The sequence below is a fragment of the Pseudomonas sp. FYR_5 genome (assembly GCF_043106315.1).
Lineage (GTDB): Bacteria > Pseudomonadota > Gammaproteobacteria > Pseudomonadales > Pseudomonadaceae > Aquipseudomonas > Aquipseudomonas putida_Y.
This window is the reverse complement of the sequence record NZ_JBICMK010000097.1, coordinates 16,637-37,429: the sequence shown is the minus strand read 5'-3', so window position 1 is coordinate 37,429 and position 20,793 is coordinate 16,637. Positions and strand designations below refer to the sequence as shown.

Annotated in this window: 17 protein-coding genes and 1 pseudogene; 7 read left to right on the top strand and 11 right to left on the bottom strand. The window is 63.8% G+C overall.

Features of this window, described 5'->3' with window-relative positions:
• Positions 1-36: 36 nt before the first annotated feature.
• Positions 37-2,442 carry a TonB-dependent receptor gene (locus ACF8RA_RS18665; protein WP_209965414.1) on the top strand — a complete coding sequence of 802 codons (2,406 nt, stop codon included), beginning with the start codon at positions 37-39 and terminating at the stop codon, positions 2,440-2,442.
• A 124-nt stretch (positions 2,443-2,566) separates the two neighbouring features.
• Here ACF8RA_RS18665 and ACF8RA_RS18660 read toward each other — a convergent pair whose 3' ends face one another.
• A complete protein-coding gene (locus ACF8RA_RS18660) occupies positions 2,567-3,505 on the bottom strand; it encodes a LysR family transcriptional regulator (protein WP_392488034.1) in 939 nt (312 codons plus the stop codon).
• Between the two features lie 148 nt (positions 3,506-3,653).
• Here ACF8RA_RS18660 and ACF8RA_RS18655 point away from each other — a divergent pair, with 148 nt between their 5' ends.
• Positions 3,654-4,481: an amidohydrolase family protein gene (locus ACF8RA_RS18655; RefSeq protein ID WP_392519420.1), complete on the top strand. Its 828-nt coding sequence runs from the start codon at positions 3,654-3,656 to the stop codon at positions 4,479-4,481.
• 285 nt (positions 4,482-4,766) lie between these two features.
• Here the strand turns inward: ACF8RA_RS18655 and ACF8RA_RS18650 are convergent, their stop codons facing one another.
• Both ACF8RA_RS18650 and ACF8RA_RS18645 read right to left on the bottom strand, forming a co-directional pair.
• A complete protein-coding gene (locus ACF8RA_RS18650) occupies positions 4,767-5,183 on the bottom strand; it encodes a RidA family protein (protein ID WP_392519419.1) in 417 nt (138 codons plus the stop codon).
• Positions 5,183-6,502, bottom strand: a complete 1,320-nt coding sequence (locus tag ACF8RA_RS18645) for an NAD(P)/FAD-dependent oxidoreductase (RefSeq protein ID WP_209965416.1) — start codon at positions 6,500-6,502, stop codon at positions 5,183-5,185. The genes ACF8RA_RS18650 and ACF8RA_RS18645 overlap by 1 nt, the downstream gene beginning before the upstream one ends.
• Before the next feature lie 317 nt (positions 6,503-6,819).
• On the opposite strand from ACF8RA_RS18645, the gene ACF8RA_RS18640 reads away from it, so the two are divergent.
• Together ACF8RA_RS18640 and argE are read left to right on the top strand one after the other, a co-directional pair.
• The gene (locus ACF8RA_RS18640; RefSeq protein ID WP_176683298.1) at positions 6,820-7,497 is read left to right on the top strand and encodes a DUF1028 domain-containing protein; all 678 of its coding nucleotides are present in this window, start codon (positions 6,820-6,822) and stop codon (positions 7,495-7,497) included.
• Positions 7,490-8,650 (top strand): acetylornithine deacetylase, encoded by a 1,161-nt coding sequence (gene argE / locus ACF8RA_RS18635; protein WP_392519418.1) that lies wholly within the window; start codon positions 7,490-7,492, stop codon positions 8,648-8,650. Before ACF8RA_RS18640 ends, argE begins: the two co-directional genes overlap by 8 nt.
• A gap of 42 nt (positions 8,651-8,692) precedes the next feature.
• Here the strand turns inward: argE and ACF8RA_RS18630 are convergent, their stop codons facing one another.
• The 3 genes from ACF8RA_RS18630 to ACF8RA_RS18620 all read right to left on the bottom strand — a co-directional run bounded on the left by ACF8RA_RS18630 (position 8,693) and on the right by ACF8RA_RS18620 (position 13,080).
• A complete protein-coding gene (locus tag ACF8RA_RS18630; protein WP_176683300.1) occupies positions 8,693-9,961 on the bottom strand; it encodes a carbohydrate porin in 1,269 nt (422 codons plus the stop codon).
• A gap of 100 nt (positions 9,962-10,061) precedes the next feature.
• A complete protein-coding gene (locus ACF8RA_RS18625; protein WP_209965424.1) occupies positions 10,062-12,479 on the bottom strand; it encodes a glucose/quinate/shikimate family membrane-bound PQQ-dependent dehydrogenase in 2,418 nt (805 codons plus the stop codon).
• Positions 12,480-12,729: 250 nt separating this feature from the next.
• Complete coding sequence (locus ACF8RA_RS18620) at positions 12,730-13,080, bottom strand: cupin (protein WP_392515442.1); 351 nt, start codon at positions 13,078-13,080, stop codon at positions 12,730-12,732.
• A 117-nt stretch (positions 13,081-13,197) separates the two neighbouring features.
• On the opposite strand from ACF8RA_RS18620, the gene ACF8RA_RS18615 reads away from it, so the two are divergent.
• Positions 13,198-14,103, top strand: a complete 906-nt coding sequence (locus tag ACF8RA_RS18615; RefSeq protein WP_392519417.1) for a LysR family transcriptional regulator — start codon at positions 13,198-13,200, stop codon at positions 14,101-14,103.
• Between the two features lie 106 nt (positions 14,104-14,209).
• Positions 14,210-15,409 carry an MFS transporter gene (locus ACF8RA_RS18610; protein ID WP_392519416.1) on the top strand — a complete coding sequence of 400 codons (1,200 nt, stop codon included), beginning with the start codon at positions 14,210-14,212 and terminating at the stop codon, positions 15,407-15,409.
• Between the two features lie 48 nt (positions 15,410-15,457).
• On the opposite strand, the gene ACF8RA_RS18605 is transcribed toward ACF8RA_RS18610, so the two are convergent.
• Complete coding sequence (locus ACF8RA_RS18605; protein WP_392519415.1) at positions 15,458-16,069, bottom strand: LysE family translocator; 612 nt, start codon at positions 16,067-16,069, stop codon at positions 15,458-15,460.
• A gap of 104 nt (positions 16,070-16,173) precedes the next feature.
• On the opposite strand from ACF8RA_RS18605, the pseudogene ACF8RA_RS18600 reads away from it, so the two are divergent.
• Positions 16,174-17,186: pseudogene (locus ACF8RA_RS18600) on the top strand (GlxA family transcriptional regulator).
• Here ACF8RA_RS18600 and ACF8RA_RS18595 read toward each other — a convergent pair.
• The 4 genes from ACF8RA_RS18595 to ACF8RA_RS18580 all read right to left on the bottom strand — a co-directional run bounded on the left by ACF8RA_RS18595 (position 17,153) and on the right by ACF8RA_RS18580 (position 20,770).
• Positions 17,153-18,001 carry a CAP domain-containing protein gene (locus ACF8RA_RS18595; protein WP_209965436.1) on the bottom strand — a complete coding sequence of 283 codons (849 nt, stop codon included), beginning with the start codon at positions 17,999-18,001 and terminating at the stop codon, positions 17,153-17,155. The pseudogene ACF8RA_RS18600 and the gene ACF8RA_RS18595 overlap by 34 nt on opposite strands.
• 206 nt (positions 18,002-18,207) lie before the next feature.
• Positions 18,208-18,819 (bottom strand): cell wall hydrolase, encoded by a 612-nt coding sequence (locus tag ACF8RA_RS18590; protein ID WP_392461130.1) that lies wholly within the window; start codon positions 18,817-18,819, stop codon positions 18,208-18,210.
• A gap of 34 nt (positions 18,820-18,853) precedes the next feature.
• The gene (locus ACF8RA_RS18585) at positions 18,854-19,771 is read right to left on the bottom strand and encodes an AEC family transporter (RefSeq protein WP_392515444.1); all 918 of its coding nucleotides are present in this window, start codon (positions 19,769-19,771) and stop codon (positions 18,854-18,856) included.
• Positions 19,772-19,906: 135 nt separating this feature from the next.
• Entirely contained in the window at positions 19,907-20,770 is an 864-nt protein-coding gene (locus ACF8RA_RS18580) for a LysR family transcriptional regulator (RefSeq protein ID WP_252459178.1), read from the bottom strand.
• Positions 20,771-20,793 lie beyond the last annotated feature (23 nt).

The window sequence follows — 20,793 nt, the reverse complement described above, 5'->3', positions numbered from 1 at the left end:
TACCGGTAGGAGAAAATAAAAGGGGAGCCTTGTTCAATGCCTGCAGTAAAATCTTGCCGCCTGCGCCCACTGGTGCGCGCCGCACATCCATTGTTCGCGATGAGCCTGCTGTTGTGTGCGCCCACCTGGGCCGATGAGCCGGCCCGGCGTACGTTCCAGGTGGCGCCAGCCAGCCTGGGTGCTGCTTTGACCCATTTCGCCGACCAGGCCGGTGTCAGCCTTTCGCTGGACCCGGCATTGGTAGAGGGCCGGCAAAGTAACGGCTTGTCCGGTCGTTACAGTGTCGATGAAGGCTTCAGCCAGTTGCTGCGCAGTAGCGGCCTGCAGGCGCTGCCGGTGGGTGAGGGGGCCTTCACCTTGATGCCGGCCCCCCAGGCCAGTGGCGCTCTGGAAATCGCCCCCACCCGCATCGTCGGCGGCCTGGCCGCAGGCAGCGAAGCGCAGCCGTATGCCGGTGGCCAAGTGGCACGCCAGGGCGCGCAAGGCATGCTCGGTTCGCGCGACTTCATGGAAACCCCGTTCAGCATCACCAGCTACACCAGCGAACTGGTCAAGAACCAGCAGGCGCGCACCTTGGGCGAGCTGATTGCCAGTGACCCTTCGGTGCGTGCTACCAACCCGGCGGGCGGGCGTTTCGAGCAGTTCACCATTCGCGGCTTCAGCCTGTTCAACAGTGATGTGGCCTACAACGGCCTGTATGGCATCTTGCCGACGTATTCGATCGACATGGAAATGGCCGATCGGGTCGACATCATCAAAGGCCCCAGCCAGTTGATCAACGGCATTTCGCCGCGTGGCAGCGTGGGCGGCGGTATCAATGTGCAGCCCAAGCGAGCCGCTGACAAACCGATCACCGAATTCACCGGCAGCTACGCCTCGGCAGGCCAGACAGGCGGCGCAGTGGACATCGGCCGTCGCTTTGGTGAAGGCCAGCAGTTCGGCGTGCGCTTCAATGGTGTGAAGCAGGCCGGTGATACCGAATGGGACCACCAGCGCGTTGACCGCGAAATGGCGGTGCTGGGCCTGGATTTTCGAGGCGAGCGCCTGCGGCTCTCGGCAGACCTTGGCCACACCGAACGCGACACCGACGCCCCGCAGGAGCGTGTGCTGGTCGGTGCCAATGCCAAGGTGCCCAATGCCAATGACGTACGCCACAACTACGCCCAGGCCTGGAGCAAGGCGCGTACCAACGACACTTTCGGTGCGCTGAACGCCGAGTACGATATCAGCGAATCGCTGCTGGCCTATGGTGCGGTCGGTGCGCGCAAGAGCAACCACGACTTCCTGCGCCATAACGTGTCGATCACCAACGATGCCGGCGACTTCACTGTGCAGCCGCGTGACTTTACCCGGGACGAGTCGGTGCGCACCGCCATGGCCGGTTTGCGTCACTGGTTCCATACCGGGCCGGTGAGCCACGAGCTGAACCTGGCCGCCAGCTATTACTACATGGACTTCACCAACGGCGGGGCGCGCTATGCCTCGGCGCCGAGCAACCTCTACAACCCGGTGGCCGCAGCGACACCCGCTACGCCAACCCGCCTCGACCCCGAGGTTTACACGGAAAACCGCTTCTCCGGCGTGGCCCTGGCCGACACCCTTGGTTTTTTTGACGACCGCCTGCTGCTGACCCTGGGGGCGCGCTGGCAACGGGTGCAGGTGGATGACTGGAGCGACGGCGTCAAAGGCGAGACGGCTTATGACGAAGAAAAGCTCTCGCCTTCGGGGGGGATATTGCTCAAGGTCACCGACCAGCTCTCGTTGTACGCCAACTACATGGAGGGCTTGAGCCAAGGCAAGATCGCCCCATCGACCTCGATCAACGAAGACCAGATCTTCCCGCCGTTCACCAGCCGTCAGATCGAGGTGGGGGCCAAGTACGACCTCGGCCAGGTGGCCTTTACTGCCAGCGCCTTCCGCATTCGCCAGCCGGCCTACGAGACCAATCCCGTCTCGCGGGTGTTCGGCCCCAATGGCAAGCGTGACAACCGCGGCATCGAGCTGAGTGTGTTCGGTGAGCCAGTGCAGGGCGTGCGGGTGCTGGGTGGGGTGATGTATCTCGACAGCGAGCTCACCGACACCATCGGCGGTGCCTACGATGGCAACCGTGCGCCGGCCACGCCCGAATACAACGTCAATCTGGGGGCTGAATGGGACGTGCCAGGGGTGAGCGGCCTGACCTTCACAGCGCGCGGCATTCACTCCAGTTCGCAGTACCTGGACCAGAACAACAGCAAGCGCATCGATGGCTGGGAGCGTTATGACCTGGGCGCACGTTACGCCTTCAAGGTGGACGCCACCGAGGTTACCTTGCGGGCCAGTGTCGAGAATGTGCTCGATGATCGCTACTGGAGCTCGGCGGGGGCGTCGGATGACAGTGAGCCGGGATTGACCCTGTCTACGCCGCGGACCTATCTGCTCTCGGCCACGGTCGGCTTTTAAACTGAAGCCTTGTATACCCATCGGGAGCGTACATGCCCGCGAATCTGCCGACTCGATGCATTGCACCGGCTTCGGCAGTGTTTGCGGCTGAAACCTTTCCCACAGGGGGCGGTTGCGTAGATGATCAGCCCGGCGTCAGCGCCCGCCCCAGCTTCTGCGCCTGCCCCTGCAACACCCGCATCAACTGCAGTGCTGCATGCGATGGCGGCTCGAAGCGCGAATAGACGAAGCTGATATCGAAGTGAATATCATCGGCCAACGGCACCACCGCGAGCCCGCTGTCCTGTGCAACGAACTCGTCGATCACGCTGATGCCCATGCCTTGTTTGACCAACGCCACAGCCTCGTTGGCATTGGTGAACGACAACAGTGATTTCAGCTGTAGCCCGCGGCGCCCGATGTGTTCGGCCAGCAATTTGCCAAACGGCATGTCGGGCCGGAACAGCAGCAAGGCATGGCCCTCCAGCTGCTGCAAGGTCAGCGCGGGCTGACCGGCCAAAGGGTGGCCCGGCTGCATCACCACCACCATGCGTCCACGCATGAACGCTTGTGAATGCAGGTGGTCGTGCACCACCGGCAGGGCGGCTATCGACAGGTCGACCTTCTTCGACAAGATCTGGTTGGGCATTTCGCCCATCAGCGAGGTTTGCCACTCGATATTCAGCGCCGGTGATTCACGCTTGAGCTGGGCCAGGGCCATCGGGATCACCACCGTGGACAACGATGCGCTGCACGAGATACGCAGCTTGCGCTGGCCGCCAGCGCCCAGCGCGAGTGCGCATTCGTTGACCTGCAACGCTGCCTGGTACACCCGCTCGACCTTGCGAAACAGCACCTGCGCTTCGGCCGTCGGCACCAGGCGGTTGTTGACGCGCTCGAACAGCGGGTAGGCCAGGCGCGCTTCGATGTACTGGATCAGCTTGCTCACCGCCGGCTGCGACACATACAGCAATTTGGCCGCCGCGCTGATCGAGCCCGTCAGCATCACCGCCCTGAACACTTCCATGTGCCGCAGCTTGAACACCATGGGGCTTGCGTCTGCGCCTTCGTTGCCAAGCAGCATGTGTATTACCTTCGGTTATGGTTTTCGCCATCTGGGTATGAGCGTCAAAGCCGGCCACACAGTATCGTGAACCCCAGCCTAACCGCCCTTTCGGCGCACAATGACAAGATCTGCAGACAAGCGCAGTGGCGCTTGACGGGAGTGCTGCGTGAACATATTTGACGAAGCGAAGATCGATTGCCATAACCATTTGTTTGACCCCGCCCGGTTCCCCTATCACCCCGATGCACCCTATGCGCCCTCCGGCCAGGAGGTCGCCACCCAGGCGCAGTTCACCCGAGTGATGGACGCTTACGGCGTGCAACATGCCTTGCTGGTGGGACCCAACAGCGGCTACCACACCGACAACCGCTGCCTGCTGCATGCCTTGGCCAGCGGGCAGGGGCGGTTCAAGGGGGTGGCGGTGGTCAGGGTGGACATCAACCTCGATGCGCTGGCGGCGTTGCAGGCGCAAGGCGTGGTGGGTATCGCCTTCAACCCCGCGCTGTACGGGGTAGCCAGCCTAAAGGGCGTTGACGGGCTGTTCGGCAAGCTCGCCGAGCTTGGCATGTTCGCCCAATTGCAGGTGTGTGCCGACCAGTTGCTGGACCTGCACGGCCTGCTGCAAGGCTCGCAGGCTCGTCTGTTGATTGACCATTGCGGCCGCCCGGATGTCGCTGCCGGTGTGCAGCAAGCCGGCTTCCAGGCGTTGCTGCGATTGGCCGACAGTGGCCGCGCCTGCGTGAAGCTGTCAGGTATGCAGAAGTTTGCCGCAGCGGATGCCTTGTTCGAACAAAGCAGTGCATACGTGCAGGCCCTGCTCGAAGCCTTTGGCGCCCAAGCCTGTGTGTGGGGTTCGGACTGGCCGTTCATTCGCCAGCCCGCGCGGGTGGACTACGGCCCGCTGCTGAAGCTGGCCGAGCGCCTGATGCCGGATGCCCGGCTGCGCCGCACGGTGATGTGGGAGACCCCTCGGCGATTGTTCGGGTTTGCCTAGCCGGTGGCCTGTGTGGCATTGGCCTGGCGACAGCCTTTACCACGGGCTTTGTGTTCGGCCTCGGCGGAGGGAGGGCGGCCTATTGAATGGGCAGGACCTGGCACACCTGACGGCGTTGGAGCTGGCGCCGGGTAGCCAGCTGCGCGCGAACTGCGGGCGACGTGTCAGCGTGGAAGTGTCGTCCGTTGGCGTGCCCGCACCTCAGCGCTTGCACGCTGCGGCACAAGCGACCCAGGCGTGGCTGGACGGCAGGTGGCAGTCGCCACCCACCATTCAGGCCTGCGGTCATTGCTGATCGGGTACCACGGCAATCACGTCGATCTCCATCAGCCACTCGGCCTGGGCCAACCCGGCCACCACCAGCCCGGTGGAAATCGGGAATACGCCCTTGAGCCACTTGCCCACCTCTTTGTACACCGGCTCGCGGAAGCGCGGGTCGGTGATGTAGGTGGTGGTCTTGACGATGTGCGACAGGTCCGAGCCGGCTTCTTCAAGCAGTTGCTTGACGTTCTTCATCGCCTGTTCGGTTTGTGCGCGCGGGTTACCCAGGCCTACCAGCTTGCCTTCGAAGTCGGTACCGACCTGGCCACGCACGTAGATGGTATTACCCGCCCGCACGGCCTGGCACAAGTCGTTGTCCAGGGTCTGGTTGGGGTAGGTTTCCTTGGTGTTGAACATGCGGATGCGAGTATGGGTAGGCATCAGTGGGCTCCGAGGGTGCTGACATTGCTGATCTTGGCGGTTTGCTGCTCATCCGCTGCGCGTTGCTCGCGGTCGCGGTAGGCGGTGTAGGTACGCTGCGTGGCGATGTGGCCGGCGACGTGCTTGGCGTCGTGCCACACCCCCCAGATGAACGATGAACCACGGCGCGACAACCACGGCAGGCCGAGGAAGTACACGCCCGGTTCGCGGGCTACACCGCGCTGGTGCTGGGGCTTGCCGTTGGCATCGAAGGTGTCTACCTGCAGCCAGCTGAAGTCCACGCCGTAACCGGTGGCCCAGATGATGCTGCTGACGCCGGCCTTGGCCAGGTCCAGTTGCTGCAGCGGGTTGCGCATGCACTCCGGGTCGGCCAGGCGCTGGCGGGCTTCGGGCTCTTCCGGCAGGTCCAGGCCGTTGCGTTCGATGTAGGCATCGGCCGCATCCAGCAGGGCCAGGTAGTTTTCGTCGCCGCGGTTGATGTTCTCGACCAGGTTGTCCTGGAAGCGCGCTACGCCGTTTTCGAACGACTGGGTCAGGCCGACCAGGGTCATGCCTTGGTGGGCGAGGGCGCGGAAGTCCACGGTGTGGCCACCACGGGCGCCGCTGACCGCGATGGTCACATGCTCGCGACCGGGCTTGGCAATTTCCGCGTCCCACTCGCCCAGCACGCCCAGCCACCAGCAGAAGTCGCGGTTGCGGTAGGCACGCGGCGGGCGGTCGTGGGCGCCAACCGACAGGTACACCTGGCGCCCGGCGCGCATCAGTTCTTCGGCGATCTGCACGCCGGAGGAACCGGCACCGACCACCAGTACCGCGCCTTCAGGCAACTGCTCTGGGTTGAAATAAGCCGCGGAATGAATCTGGTGCAGGTTGCTGTCTTTCGGCGCGATGGCCGGGATCACTGGCTTCTGGAACGGGCCGGTGGCGGCGACTACGCGGTTGGCGCGAATCACGCCTTCATTGGTTTCGATGGTGAAGCCGGGGCGGTCGCTGTTACGCACCACGCGCTTCACTTCAATGCCGGTGCGCACGGGCAGGTTGTACTTGCGTACGTACTGCTCGAAGTAGTCGGCCACTTGGTCCTTGCCGGCGAACGCATCGGCGTCAAGGTTGAATTCCAGCCCTGGGAAGCGGTCGTGCCAGACCGGGCCGTTGGCGACCAGCGAGTCCCAACGGCCGGTACGCCAGGCCTGTGCGATGCGGTTGCGCTCCAGTACCAGGTGCGGCACGCCAAGCTTGCTCAGGTGTTCGCTCATGGCCACGCCGGCCTGGCCGGCGCCGACGACGAGGGTGTCGATTTCGAGGTTGTTCAGTGTCATGTCCGAGCCCTTGTTCAGGCGGTTATTGTCAGGTCGGTTTGGAGGACCGCCGTTGCCTGGAGCCAGACTAGGGATGCCGTGGAAATGGCGAAAATAGTATTTAGCTGGTACTTGCCGATAAAACGGCGAAGGCCTTGAGTTCTCTGGCCTGTGGGGTGGGTTGGTCGGGTGGGTGCCGTGGTTTTCCGGGGTGGTGCAGAGGTCCAGCGCCTGAGCATAGTTTTTTCCTGCCTACCCCCTCGGAAAAAGGTCGTTTCGCCCACCCGAAGGTTCCACTCAGAATGCCGTGTATCGCACAGCACAACAGGAACCATGACATGACGTTCTCCATCATCGGTCGTTGCCAGGAAACCGGCCAGGTCGGTATTGCCATCAGCTCGTCGAGCATCGCCGTGGGTGCCCGTTGCCCCTGGGTGCGTGCCGGTGTGGGCGCGGTCTCTACCCAAAACATCACCCTGCCGGCGCTGGGCCCGCAGATTCTCGATGCCCTGGAGCATGGCCAGTTACCGCCTGCCGCTGCGCTGGACAGGGTGCTCAGTGCCAATGGCTGGAGTGAATACCGCCAGGTCACGGTGATCGACAGTCACGGCCAGGTGGCATTGTTCACCGGGCGGGAAGCACTGGGCACACACCATGCAGTGGCCGGCGAACAATGCGCGGCGGCTGGAAACCTGCTGTCCTCGACCCAGGTGATCGAAGCCATGGTACTGGCCTTCGAGCAGGCCGGCGGCCACCTGGCCGACCGCCTGTTGGCAGCCATGCACGCGGCGATGGCCGCGGGTGGTGAAGCCGGGCCTGTGCACTCGGCGGCGCTGAAGATTGCGGGCGAGCTGACCTGGCCGCTGGTGGACCTGCGCGTCGACTGGGCCGATAGCGACCCGATCGGCGCGCTCGATGGCTTGTGGCAAGCCTATCGCCCGCAGATGCAGGATTACGTTACCCGCGCCCTCAACCCGACTGCCGCGCCAAGCTATGGGGTGCCGGGCGATGAGTGAATTTGCCAGCCGCACGCTGCTGGCCCGGCTGATCGGCTTTGCCACGGTGAGCCGCGACTCCAACCTGGCGCTGATCGGTTTTATCCGTGATTACCTGGCCGAGTTGGGAGTGGAATGCGAGCTGTTCCATAACCCGGAGGGCACCAAGGCCAACATGTTCGCCACCATCGGCCCCAGAGATGTTGGCGGTGTGGTGCTGTCTGGCCATACCGATGTGGTGCCGGTGGATGGCCAGGTCTGGACGGTCGAGCCGTTTGCCCTGAGTGAGCGTGACGGCCGCCTGTATGGCCGCGGCACGGCCGACATGAAAGGCTTTATCGCCTCGGTGTTGGCTGCTGTGCCCGCTTTTCTCGCCCAGCCGTTGCGCATGCCGATACACCTGGCATTTTCCTATGACGAAGAAGTTGGTTGCCTGGGCGTGCGCTCGATGCTGGCTGCCCTCGAACAGCGCCCGTGTAAACCACGGCTGTGCCTGATCGGTGAACCCACCGAACTCAAACCGGTGCTGGGGCACAAGGGCAAGCTGGCTATGCGTTGCCAGGTACAGGGCGCAGCGTGCCATTCGGCGTACGCGCCGTATGGGGTGAACGCCATCGAATATGCGGCGAAACTGATTGGCAAGTTGGGTGACATCGGCGATGCCCTGGCACTACCGGCTCATCACGATGAGCGCTTCGATCCGCCGTTCTCCACGGTGCAGACCGGGGTGATCAAAGGGGGCAGGGCGCTGAACATCGTGCCGGCCGAGTGCGAGTTCGATTTCGAAATACGCGCGCTCCCTGGGTTCGAGGCGCAGGCGGTGGCCGACCAGTTACAAACGTATGCTGAAGCCGAGTTGCTGCCGCGTATGCGCAAGGTCAATACCGCCAGCGCTATTCGCCTGGAGCCGCTGAGCGCCTATCCGGGGCTGGCGACACCGGAGGACAGCGAGGCTGCGCGGTTGGTGGCGTTGCTCAGTGGTTCGGATGCGTTCGGTACCGTAGCGTTTGGTACCGAAGGTGGCTTGTTCGACCAGGCGGGCATCCCCACCGTGGTGTGCGGGCCTGGCAGCATGGACCAGGGCCACAAGCCGGATGAGTTTGTCAGTGTCGAGCAGTTGCGGGGTTGTGATGCCATGTTGCTGAGGCTGGTGGACTACCTCAAGCAGGCTTGATGGTTGCGACGGTGGATGGGCCGCAGCGCGGCCCCCGGTGACTCAGAAGGTCGCCTTGACCTGCAGGCCAACCACCAGTGCGTTGTCGATGTCTTTGCCCGAAAACGCCCCTGGCTCGATGATGTATTGCACATCCGGGCGCAGGTTCAGCCATGGCGTGGCCTGGTAGCCGTAGCTCAGTTCGATCAACTGCTCGGCGCTGTCGATATCCGGGAACTGCTGGCCCGCGTCGAAAGCGGCATCTTCCAGCACATCGCGGCTACGCGGGTTGGGCACGGCCCGGCCGTAACCCAGTGCCACGGTATCCTTCGGGCGGCCTTCGAACGGTTTGTACAGCACCACGCCGGCGCCATACCACTTGGTGAACGGCGAAGCGGCCTTGCTTGACGCCGAGTACTGGCCGAAGGCGTGCAGGCTTCGGCCTGGGGAGGCCTGGTCGTTCCACACCGCCTGGTCGACCAGCAGGTAATGGCCACCTCGGCCAGACACTTCATCGTCGCTGCCAATGCGTTTCACATCGGAGCTGTCGTAGTAGTAGCCCAGCTTGTACTCGCCTGGCAGTTCACCTTGCAGCTTGTAGATAAGCTCTACCGGTACCACGGTGCCGGTGGTGTGTTTGGGCCCCAGGTGCCAGGCGCGGCTTGAGTTGCCGTTGCTTTCGGGGTCAACGTTGAACGCCGCCACGCGCAGTTGCCAGGCGGGCGACAGGTCGTACTTCACCCGCACACCGAGGTGAGCGTTGGGGTAGTTGGCCCAGCCACTGCCGCCGGACATGTTCAGCGGGTGGCCGCAGAAGCCGGCGTTCATGAAATTGCACAGGATGCCGCTGTCCAGGCCGCCGAGGTCGTTGCCCATGGCCATGTAGCCGAGCTTGACGTTGAGCGCCGGGGTGAACAGCGTGCGCTCGTAGCTCAGCTCGGTCAGGCGAGTGTACAGGCCACCGAAGTTTTCCTGAATCGGCAGGCGGTTGCCTACCAGGTCTTCCGAGGCGCTGTTACCGCGGCGGTCGTTGATGGTCAGCTGAACCTTGCCGCCGTTGTCCAGGCCGTACAGTTTCGACAGGTCGAACTGCACGCCCAGCTTGACGTTCTGCGAATAGCGCGCCGAGCGGTGCAGGCCACCGTGGGCGTTGTAGGCGGTTTCACCGCTGTAGTCGCCGGTGATCTTGACGCCGTCCTCTTCGAGTTGATGACGCAGGCCGCCCCAGTCACCGGTCAGGGTGCTGCGGGTCATGAGGTCGTCGTTGGCAAGGGCAGTGGTGCTGGCCAGGGCCAGCAGCAGGGTGGGGGTGATGCGAATTGCGGATGGCATTACAGAATCTCGGATTGTCTTTGAGGGGCATTCGCGGGCAAGCCCGCTCCTACAGGGGCCTTGTAGGAGCGGGCTTGCCCGCGAAGCAGGCGACGCGGTCTTACGGCAGAGCGTAAGAAATCACGTAGTCGCCACGGTCAGTCGACTGGCGTGCACCGCCAGCAGTGATCACCACGTACTGCTTGCCGGTTTTCGGCGAGACGTAGGTCATCGGGCCGCCCTGGCTGCCTACTGGCAGGCGAGCCTTCCAGATTTCCTTGCCGTTGCTGCTGTCGTAAGCGCGCAGGTAGAAGTCCTGGGTACCGGCGATGAATACCAGGCCGCCTTGGGTCGACAGGGTGCCGCCAAGGGTTGGCAGGCCGATCTTGATCGGCAGGTGCATGCGGATGCCGAGCGGGCCGGTGTCTTCAACGGTGCCGACCGGTACCTGCCAGGCCACCTGGCGGGTCTTCATGTCGATGGCGGTCAGGGTGCCGAACGGCGGTGCCTGGCATGGAATGCCGGCGACCGACAGGAAGCGGTTCTTGTTCACGGCATACGGGGTGCCCTTGAGCGGTACCGCGCCCATGCCAGTGTTCAGTGCTTCGCCACCGGACGCTGCGCCACCTTTGTTCTGCGACGGGATCATCTGGATCCATAGGCCCAGGCGCATGTCGTTGACGAAGATGAAGCCATGTACCGGGTCGGTAGAAATGCTGCCCCAGTTCATGCCACCCAGCGAACCCGGGAAGCTTAGCGACAGGTCGGTGCCCGGCGCGGTGTACAGGCCGTCGTAGCGCATCTTCTTGAAGTCGATGCGGCACAGCAGTTGGTCATATGGGGTGGCACCCCACATGTCCGATTCGGTCAGGGTCTGCGCGCCAATCTGCGGCATGCCCACCGACTTGGGCTGGGTAGGGGAGTACGGCTCGTTCGGGATGTTGCTTGGCTTGACCGGTACTTCGTCGACCTGGGTCAGCGGCTTGCCGGTGGCGCGGTCGAGCACGTAGATCTGCCCGGCCTTGGTGCCGATCACCACCGCAGGTACCGACTGGCCGTCGTCCTTGGTGAAGTCGATCAGGCTCGGCTGCATGGGCAGGTCGAAGTCCCAGAGGTCGTTGTGCACGGTCTGGAACACCCACTTCTGGTTGCCGGTGGTGGCGTCCAGGGCCAGCACCGAAGCGCCGTACGTGTGGTCCAGTTTGCTGCGCTCTACGCCGTAGATGTCGGTGGACGACGAACCCATGGGCAGGAACACGGTGTTCATCGCCGGGTCGTAAGACATCGGCGCCCAGCTGTTCGGCGTGCTGCGCACATAGGTGCTGTCGGCTTGTGGTGCCTGGCGATCTTCCGGGTTGCCCGGGTCGAAGGCCCAGCGCATTTCACCGGTGATCACGTCAAAACCACGGATCACGCCACCTGGCATGTCGGTCTGGACGTTGTCGGCAACCCGGCCGCCGACCACTACGGTAGTGCCGGCCATCAGCGGTGCCGAGGACAACTGGTAGTAGGAGTCCGGCACATCACCCAGGCCGGCCTTGAGGTCTACCTGGCCATTGTTGCCGAAGCCCTGGCAGAACTCGCCGTTGTCGGCGTCGACGGCAATCAGGCGGCCGTCGATGGTGTTGGTCAGCAGGCGACGCTGGCAGTTGGCACCGGCTGGTACGCTAACGCCGGTGATCGGTGAGCTGTTCGGCTGGGTTGGCTGGGCGATGGCGGCAGTGGCGTCGAAGTAGGCCATGCCACGGCAACGCTGCCAGACCTTGGACTGGGCGTTGATTTCGTTCTTCCACAGCTCCTTGCCGGTGTCGGCATCGAGTGCGATCAGGTTGTTGTGCGGGGTGCAGATGAACACCTTGCTGCCGATCTGCAGCGGGGTGAGCTGGTCTTCGGCACCGTTGCCGTCACTGATGGCGACGTCGCCGGTGTGGTAGGTCCAGGCCACTTTCAGCTTGTTGACGTTATCCCGGTTGATCTGGTCAAGCGCGGCGAAGCGGCTGCCACCTTCGGTGTTGCCGTAGTGGGCCCAGTCTTTCTGTTCCTTGCCGGTTTCGACCGGGGTCATGCCCGGGCCTTTGCCGTTGGGGGCGACGCTTGGGTGGGCAACGAACATGTTGCCGACCGCGATCACCAGTACCACGGCCATTACCCCGGCGACGCCGTAGGCACCGCGCCCGGCGCTGGCGCCGTTGGCACGCGCCAGCAGCGGGTAGACCAGCGCCACGACCATGCCGATTGCGCCGAACATGAACAGGCGCGAGAACAGCGGCCAGAACACCAGGCCTGCATCGATCACCGCCCAGATGGCAGTGCCGACCAGGAACACGGCATACAGCCAGGCGCCAGCCTTCTTGCGCCGAGCAATGAGGACACCGGCGATGGCCATGGCCAGGCCGCCGATCAGGAAGTACCAGGAACCGCCCAGACCGGCGAGCTTGACGCCGCCAGCAGCCAGGAGGAGGCCGAGCAGGGCGATGATCACGCCCAAGCCGACCAGGATGAAGTGTGTGGCGCCAGAGGCGCGCGGTATTTCTTTCATGCCAGGGATCTCAGCAGGTGGAATGCGCGCAGTTTAAGCCCTTAGCTTGCTAATTAACAAGTTGGTACATAATTGAGCGAGGCTGATTGTCGCAGGGCTGAACTTACGAAGATGTGGCTAAAAGTATAGATAAGGTGCTGAAAAACGCATTGAACGGGGCGTTAATGCGCATGTTCGATTTGTATTCATGCTTTGGTCGTAAGCCCAACCTTCCACGGCTACGTGACAACAGCGTCATGTGCATGGCCCTTCATGCCGGCCATGGGGTGCTGCTGCTATAGAACACCGCGAGCCAGATGGTGGTCGTGCCGGGTGCGGTCCATTCCACGCGGTGGCGGTGGTGCGGGGGGATGTCCAGACAATCGCCCGGCGCCAGCAGGCGGGTGTGGTGCTCGTGCTCGAAACGCAGGGCGGCAGCCCCCCTGAGCAACATGATCCACTCACCTTCAGCCTGGTCGTACCAGAAACCGGGTGGGCTGGCTTGCCCGCTGGAGACGATACGCTCCACGCGCACGCCTGGGCGGCTGAGCAATTCGTCGACACGTTCGGCGCTGGCGGGATCGCAGGGCGGCAGGGCGGTCAGCAGGTTGTTCAGGGTCATGGCAAGCCTCCTTGGAATTGGGTTGATTTCACTATGGACGCAATTGCCGTGGGGCGCGCTGCTTGACCCGCCCGGCTGTTTGTAAGAACTTTCCGGTTTTTGGAAGACGGGCTGAACATGGACAAGCTGCTGGCGATGAAAATGTTCGTGGCCACTGTCGATGCCCAAGGCTTTTCTGCTGCCGCGCGCAGGCTAGGGCTGGCGACATCGTCGGTGACACGTCTGGTCGATGCCCTGGAAGCGTCGCTGGGCGCCACCTTGCTCAACCGCTCGACGCGCCAGGTCAGCCTGACCGAGGCCGGCGCCCGTTACTACCAGCGGGCACGGGGCATTTTTGAAGCACTGGACGAGGCTGATGCCAGCATCGCCGATCGCGGCGAGGAGCCTGTGGGTGTACTGCGCCTGAGCCTGCCAGTGGAGTTTGGTCGGCGGGTCATCGCCCCGCACCTGGGGGCATTCCTGGCGCAGCACCCGGCACTGGAACTGGACATCGACCTCAGCGACCGCCTGGACGACTTGCTTGACGGGCGCTATGACCTGTCGATTCGCCTGGGCGACCCCTCGCCCAATGACGAGCTGGTGTGCCGCCGGCTCGGCGGTTTTCAGCGTTGGCTGGTGGCCAGCCCGGCCTACCTGGCCGGGCGTGAGCCACTGCAGCATCCCCGGGAGTTGCTTGACCATGCCTGCCTGCGCTTTCGCTATGGGCAGAAAGCGCGCCCCTGGCGCCTGACCTGTGGCCAGGACAGCCTGGAGCTGGACGTAAACGGGCCACTGCGCAGCGCCAACGCCGACATGTTGCGTGAAACGGCACTGGCAGGCAGTGGTATCGCACTGCTGGCCGACTGGCTGGTACGCGAGGATGTGCTGGCGGGGCGCCTGCAGCGGGTTTTCCCCGACTGGCAGGCCAGCCCTGGCATGGCCAATAGCAGCATCAACGCCTTGTATATGCCCAACCACCGGGGCTCACGGCGGGTAAACGCATTCATCGACTTTTGCGAAAATTTGCTCATACGCGGCAACTAGTGTTGCGCTGTGCGCAAAGCCGCATTGCGCCACCGCCGGATTCTCGGCGATGGCGTGCATGGGTAAGGTGGCCAGCATCTCCCCATCCCTTGTCGAGGAACTTCGCATGAACCCCTCCCTTGCGACAGCGCAACCGGCAGCCGCCAGCCTGAGCCGGGCTCTGGTAGTGCTGCTGGCGTTCTGCTGCGGCGCGATCGTCGCCAACATCTACTACGCCCAGCCCATCGTCGGGCTGATCGCCCCGGACCTGGGGCTGTCCACCGAGCATGCCAGCCTGATCGTTTCTCTCACTCAGCTGGGCTATGCCTTGGGCCTCTTGTTGCTGGTACCGCTGGCCGACCTGCTGGAAAACCGCCGCCTGATGGTGGCCACCGCGGTCCTGGCCTGCGTCAGCCTGCTGCTGGCGGGCACCAGCAGCAGCGGCCAGGGCCAGCTGTTCCTGGGTTACGCACTGCTGATCGGCTTCAGTTCGGTGTCGGTGCAGATGCTCATCCCGCTGGCAGCGCATCTGGCGCCGGAGCAGCAGCGTGGTCGTGTGGTCGGTAACATCATGGGCGGCTTGTTGCTGGGCATCCTGCTGGCACGACCGCTGTCGAGCCTGGTGGCCGACCACTTCGGCTGGCGTACAGTGTTCATTGGCGCCGCCGGGATAATGCTGGCGATCGTCCTGTTGCTGGTGTTGACCTTGCCGCAGCGGCGTCCCGAGCACAAAGCCAGCTATGCCGGGTTGATGCTGTCGCTGCTCACACTGCTGCGTCGTTATCCGCTGTTGCGCCAGCGTTCGTTGTACCAGGCATTGATGTTCGCAGCGTTCAGCCTTTACTGGACGGCGGTGCCGATGGCGCTCGCCGGTGAGCATGGGCTGTCACAAAGCCAGATCGCTGTGTTCGCCCTTGTCGGCGCGGTGGGCGCCGTTGCTGCACCCTTGGCCGGCCGCCTGGCCGATGCCGGGCATGCCCGGGCCGGCTCGCTGCTGGCGCTGTTGCTGGCGCCGGCGGCCTTGTTGCTGGGGCTGACAGTACCGGGTTACAGCGTGATTGGCCTGGGCCTTACCGGCGTGTTGCTGGACTTTGCGGTGCAGATGAACATGGTCATCGGCCAGCGCGAAGTGTACGCACTGGACCCTGCCAGCCGCGGGCGGCTGAATGCGGTGTACATGACCAGCATCTTCCTCGGCGGGGCGCTGGGGTCGGCGGTGGCAAGTGCGCTGTTCAGCCAGTTTGGCTGGCATGGCGTGGCACTGGTGGGGGCGGGGTTGCCGGGTGTGGCGCTGGTTGTGTTTCTACTCAAAGCACGCCGGGGTTGAACCGGTACGCGATGGAGGGCACGGGCTTCGCCCGTGTTCGCGGGCCCGCTATCGGCCAAGCGGCAGCGCCAGGCCAATCAAGGCAAACAGGCTCCCGCAGCAACGATTGAAACCTTTGCCACCCTTGGCCAGCCATGGCCGAATGCGAAACGCCAGGCGCGCCAGCAGGTATTCGACCAGGCACTCGACGCTGGCAAAGGTCGCGGCCATCACCGCAAATTGCAGCACCAGCCCTCGCTGTGGGTCGATGAACTGCGGCAGGAAGGCGCCATAGAACAGCAGCACCTTGGGGTTGGCCATGGCCGAAAGCAGGCCCTGGCGAAACAGCCCGGCATTGCCGCGCCGCGCGCTTTGCTCGGTCAGTTCCAGCTGCAGGCCGGGGCTGCGCCACAGTTGAATGCCCAGCCAGATCAAATAAGCCCCACCCACCCACTTCAGGACGCCCAGCACCGACGCCGAGGTCTGGAGCAGTGCGCTGAGGCCGAACATGGCCAAGGCGATGAGGGCGCTGAAACCAAATACCCCACCCACGATGGTAAACAGCGTTCGCCGTGCGCCATAGAGCGCGCCATGGGTCAACGCCAACAGGCTGTTGGGCCCAGGGGTCAGCGACAGGCCGATGCTGGCCAGCAGGTAGATAAGCCAGGTGTCCAGTGCCATGTTGAACATTGCCTTGTTCGAGAGAGAGCGCCAGTCTATGGCGCAACGCTCAAGCTGGAAGAGTATTATCTGGTCATACAAGGGTCTTTTCTGGACGTGGTTTCATGCCGCCCGACATTCGCTTGCTGATCATGCCGTTACCGGATTTTGCCTTGCTGCCGTTTGGCGCCTTTCTCGACAAATTGCGCTTCAGCGCCGACGACGAGGACTACAGCCAGCAACGCTATTGCAGTTGGGCGGTGGCGGGGCTCAGCCTCGAGCCGGTACCGTCAAGCAGTGGCGCGGTGCTGCAGGTCGAGGCCATTGCGGATCAGCTCGAGCTGAGCCGTTTCGACTACCTGGTGGTGTTTGGCGGCCGCAGTGCCTTGGCCACCGTGGAGCTGGCGCCACGTTATCGGGCTTTGCTCAGGCAGGCCGCCAAGGCAGGTGTCAAGCTGGTGGGGGTCGACAATGGCGCCTTCCTGCTGGCGGCCTGCGGCCTGCTGCAGGGGCACAAGGTGGTGGTGCACTGGCGTCACGAAGCCGAGTTTCGGGCTGCTTTTCCGCAGTTGCAGCTGCTGCGCGAGCAGTTGTACTGCATCGATGGCAACCGCATCACGTGCGCCGGTGGCACTGCCGCCATCGACCTGGCCGTTGCCCTACTGTCACGTGCTTGCGGGCGAACACGTGCGCTCAAAGGGCTGGCTGACATGCTGGTGGACGAGACCCGCGACAGCCGTCATGCCTTGCGCTCGCTGGAGCTGGGAGCCGGTCAGGGACGCCAGGTGCAGCGGGCGCAAGCACTGATGCGTCATCACCTGGGCACGCCGTTGGCCGTGGAGCAACTGGCGGCGGAACTGGGCATTAGCCGGCGTCAACTGGACCGGCAGTTCCAGGCCAGCCACGGCATGAGCGCCAAGGCCTGGTGGCTGGAGATGCGCTTGCAGCAGGCGCGCTGGCGTTTACTCAACTCCAGCCACAGCCTGGCGCAGATTGCCGATGAGGTGGGCCTGGGGGATGCCAGCTACCTTGGCAAGTGCGTGCGGCGTCGGTTTGGTTGTACAGCTTTGCAGTTGCGTGCAGGCAATTGCCCCTTCACGTGACCTACTGCGGCGTCCCGAACACGCCTGTCCAGTAGATCCCGGCATCACTCTTGGGGTCTACCGCATACGCAGCGCCCAGTTCACGGAAGGCCGGATTCATCAGCGTGGCGCAGTGCCCCGGGCTGTCCAGCCAGCCGTTGACGACCTTTTGCGCGGTGTCACGCCCGGCAGTGATATTTTCGCCGATCTGCTGGTACAGGTACCCGGCCAGTTCCGCCCGGTCACCGGGTGTGCGGCCATCTTTGTCGATGTGGTCGAAGAAGTTCTGGTTGGCCATGGCCCGTGTGTGGTTGGCGGCGACCCCGGCCAGCACTGTACTCCAGCTGAGTGCCGGGGCGGCGGCAAACGGTTGGCCGCCGCATTGCCGTGGCACCTTGCGCGCGGCGTTGACCTCCTGCAGCACCTTCTGCCCCTCGGCCTGCCAGTCGCCCAGGCGGCCGGTGAGCAGCGGCCGTGCCAGTACGATGCGCCAGTCGCGGCCCTCCTGGCTGACGCCGATATCGACGAATTGCGGGTCGAGCACCACCTGGCAGAAGCTTTCCTCGATGGCATGCATGGCGGCGCGTGCATCGCGTGGCCCCGACAGGCTGATGGCCTGGACGCTGACCATCGGGTAAGCGGCGCGGGTCATGGCCTGCTGCAGGTCGCGGGTGCCCTCTGGCGACAGCGCAAGGCGTGTGTCGCTATTGAGCGGTGGCAGTTCCAGCGACGCCCCGCCACCGCAGGGCTGGGCCTTGCTGCGGTAGACATTGATCGAATCGATCAGCTGCGCCTCTTCGCCGGTGGCTGCCAGCGCCCCGGTCGAAACGACCAGGCTCAGCGACAAGACGACGGATGTCAGGACGCGCATGTGGATCTCCCTTTGACTGGCAGCGTCGTGGTATGCGCTGCTCATCCTACACAAGCCCGCGGCTTTTGGCCCGAGGTCGTGCAAGGCAATGAAAACGCCGGCAATCGTTACTGGCGGCAAAAGAGGGGGTAGACCCCTGGTCGATGGAAAAGTGCGGTCAGTTGCCAATCATTCGTATCAGGCCAGCGTTGTCAGCCGTTTACGCGTCAATGGGCCAACGCCTGGTCTGGCTTGTAGAACAGGAAGTGGGTCGTCTGCGCGGTCTTTCGATATGCCTTCGCCCAGTCGGGGCGCACAGTGCGATCGTGAAAGTACAACGCACCGCCGGTGGGGTCTTTCAACTGCTGGTTCAGTGCCTTGCGTGCGATCTCTTTGGCAACATCGTAGCGTTGCGGCTCCTCGACCTGGTCCGGGCGCCCGTCACACCACCATGAGAACTGGCAGGCCTTGGTCTCCACACCCTGTTTGACAACCCCGCAGATGGTATCGGGAAAGCCATCGTGGCCCAGGCGGTTGAGCACCACGCTGGCCACTGCGGTCATGTCTTTGGCGTCGGCGCCTTTGGCTTCCCAGTAGAGGGTACGAGCCAGGCAGGTGATGCTGTCATCCAGCGGCGCCTTGCCAGCCGGGTCCACTGCCTGTGCTTCGCCGGGGGTCAGTTTCTCTGCTTTTTTGGGGGGAGGCGCATCTACAACGACCTTTTCTTCAAGCACTTCGGCCTTGTCCTCGGCAACGGCCGCTTTGGCCGGGTCAGCGGCATACAGGGGGCCTGCGAGCAGGGCCGAGGTCAAGCCGATCAGCATGCAGTAAAGGTGCATGGGCGAACTACCAGACGGTGAGCAGAGTTTCAGTCTAGCCAAGCGTAAGCATTAACACCAAAGGCAAGGTGGCGGCGGCAGCCACGGTCTGCAGAGCGATGATGGTGGCCATCAGTGGCGCATTGCCGCCCATTTGCCGGGCCATGACATAAGACGATGAAGCGGTTGGCAGCGCCTGGAACAGCACCGCCACCACCGCTGCCTGGCCACTCAGGCCGAGCAGCCGGCAAAGGCCCCAGGTGGTCATTGGCATGACCAGGAACTTGAACGCCGATGCCGCCATCAGCGGGCGCACCTGCTGGCCGAGGCTGGCGCCGCCCAGTGCTGCACCGACACACAGCAGGCCCAGAGGCAAGGCGGCGTGGCCCAAGGCCTTGACCGTGGCGTCGATACCGGCTGGCAAGCCCAGCCCCGAGACCCGTAGCATCAGCCCCCCAGCGCAGCCGATGATCAGCGGGTTGGCGAAGATCGCCCGAAGCACTGTGGCAGGGGAACTGTGACGGGCGCTGAAGCGGGCAAACACCAGCACGCAGAGCAGGTTGACCAAGGGCACGATGGCCGCGTTGGCCACCGCTGCCAGGGCAATCCCGGCGCTGCCATAGATGCCCGCAGCCAGGGTGGCGCCGATGTAGTTGTTGAAGCGGATACCGCCCTGAAACACTGAAGTGAAGTCGGCTCCATCATGGTTCGCCGTGCCCTGATACAGCACCAGCAACACGGCACCTGCCAAGGTTGAGAGCATCAGGACGCCGGCCATGCCCAGCACCGGTATGCCATCTAGGTTGGCAGTGGCCAGGCCATGGAGGAACAGCGACGGCAGCAGGACGTAATAGCTCAGGCGCTCGGCGCCAGGCCAGAAGTTCTCGGCAAGAAAACCGCGAAGTCGCAGGAAGGTACCCAAGGCAATCAGCAGGATGATGGGTAGCAGGGTGGTCAGCAGCAAGTGCAGCATGGTCAGCATTCCGTGGTCGGGTACGGGCATAGACTACGGGTGCGGATCAATCTGGAAAAACGTTGTTTTCTTCAGTGACCGTTGAGGAAAAGTGCATGTTGGTGGGTGCTCGTCTCGCCCGTGAGCAGCCTGACTTCAGGCTTCCAGGGCGGTCTTCAACACCGCACTCAAATGCCGCCGCTGGCTTTTTTCATGCTCCAGCAACACCACCCGCCGGGTCAGCTGCGGCTCGCCAAACGGCAGGCAGGTGGCGGGTGGCAAGCGTTGCAGGTCGTCGTCCGCCATGGGGATGACCGCCACGCCCAGGCCCATCACCGCCATGCGCGCCAGGGCTTCCTGGCTGTCCAGCTCCATCAGTTCGCTCACTTGTACATGCTGGCGGCGTAGCTCCTGCTCGATCTGCCGGCCGGCCCAGGCACGCTTGTCGAAGCGCAGGAATGGCTGGCTGGCCAGCAACTGCGGCACGCTATACCCGGCCAGCTCAGGGCTGGCAATGGCCCAGAAACGGTCCTCGAACAGCGGTGTGAAGTCCAGGTTCTGCGGGTAAGGGCTGACCGGTTCGGTGGTGATCGCTGCATCGAGTTCACCGTCTTCCACGCGCCGCGCCAGCTCAGCCGACATGCCTGAGGCCACGCTGATGTGTAGCTGCGGGTGGTGAGCCTTGATCCACACCAGCGCCTTGGGCAAACGCCGCGCCAGCACCGTGTGGATCGCCCCCAGGCGCAAGCGGCCGCGCAGGCTCGGGCCGCTGGCCAGGGCATCGGCCAGTTCGTCATAGGCAGCCAGAAGGCTCTCGGCGCGGGCCACCGCCAACTGGCCGGCTTCGGTCAGCACCACCTGCCTGCGGCTACGGTCGAACAAGGCCACCTTCAGTTCGTCTTCGAGGGTTTTGATGTGCAGGCTGACCGCCGAGGGGGTGAGGCTGAGCAGGTCGGCGGCGCGGGCAAAGGTGCCGTGGCGGGCGATGGTCACCAAGGTGCGCAGGGCTTTCAGGGACATGCGGTTGAGGTCCGGTTCTCAGC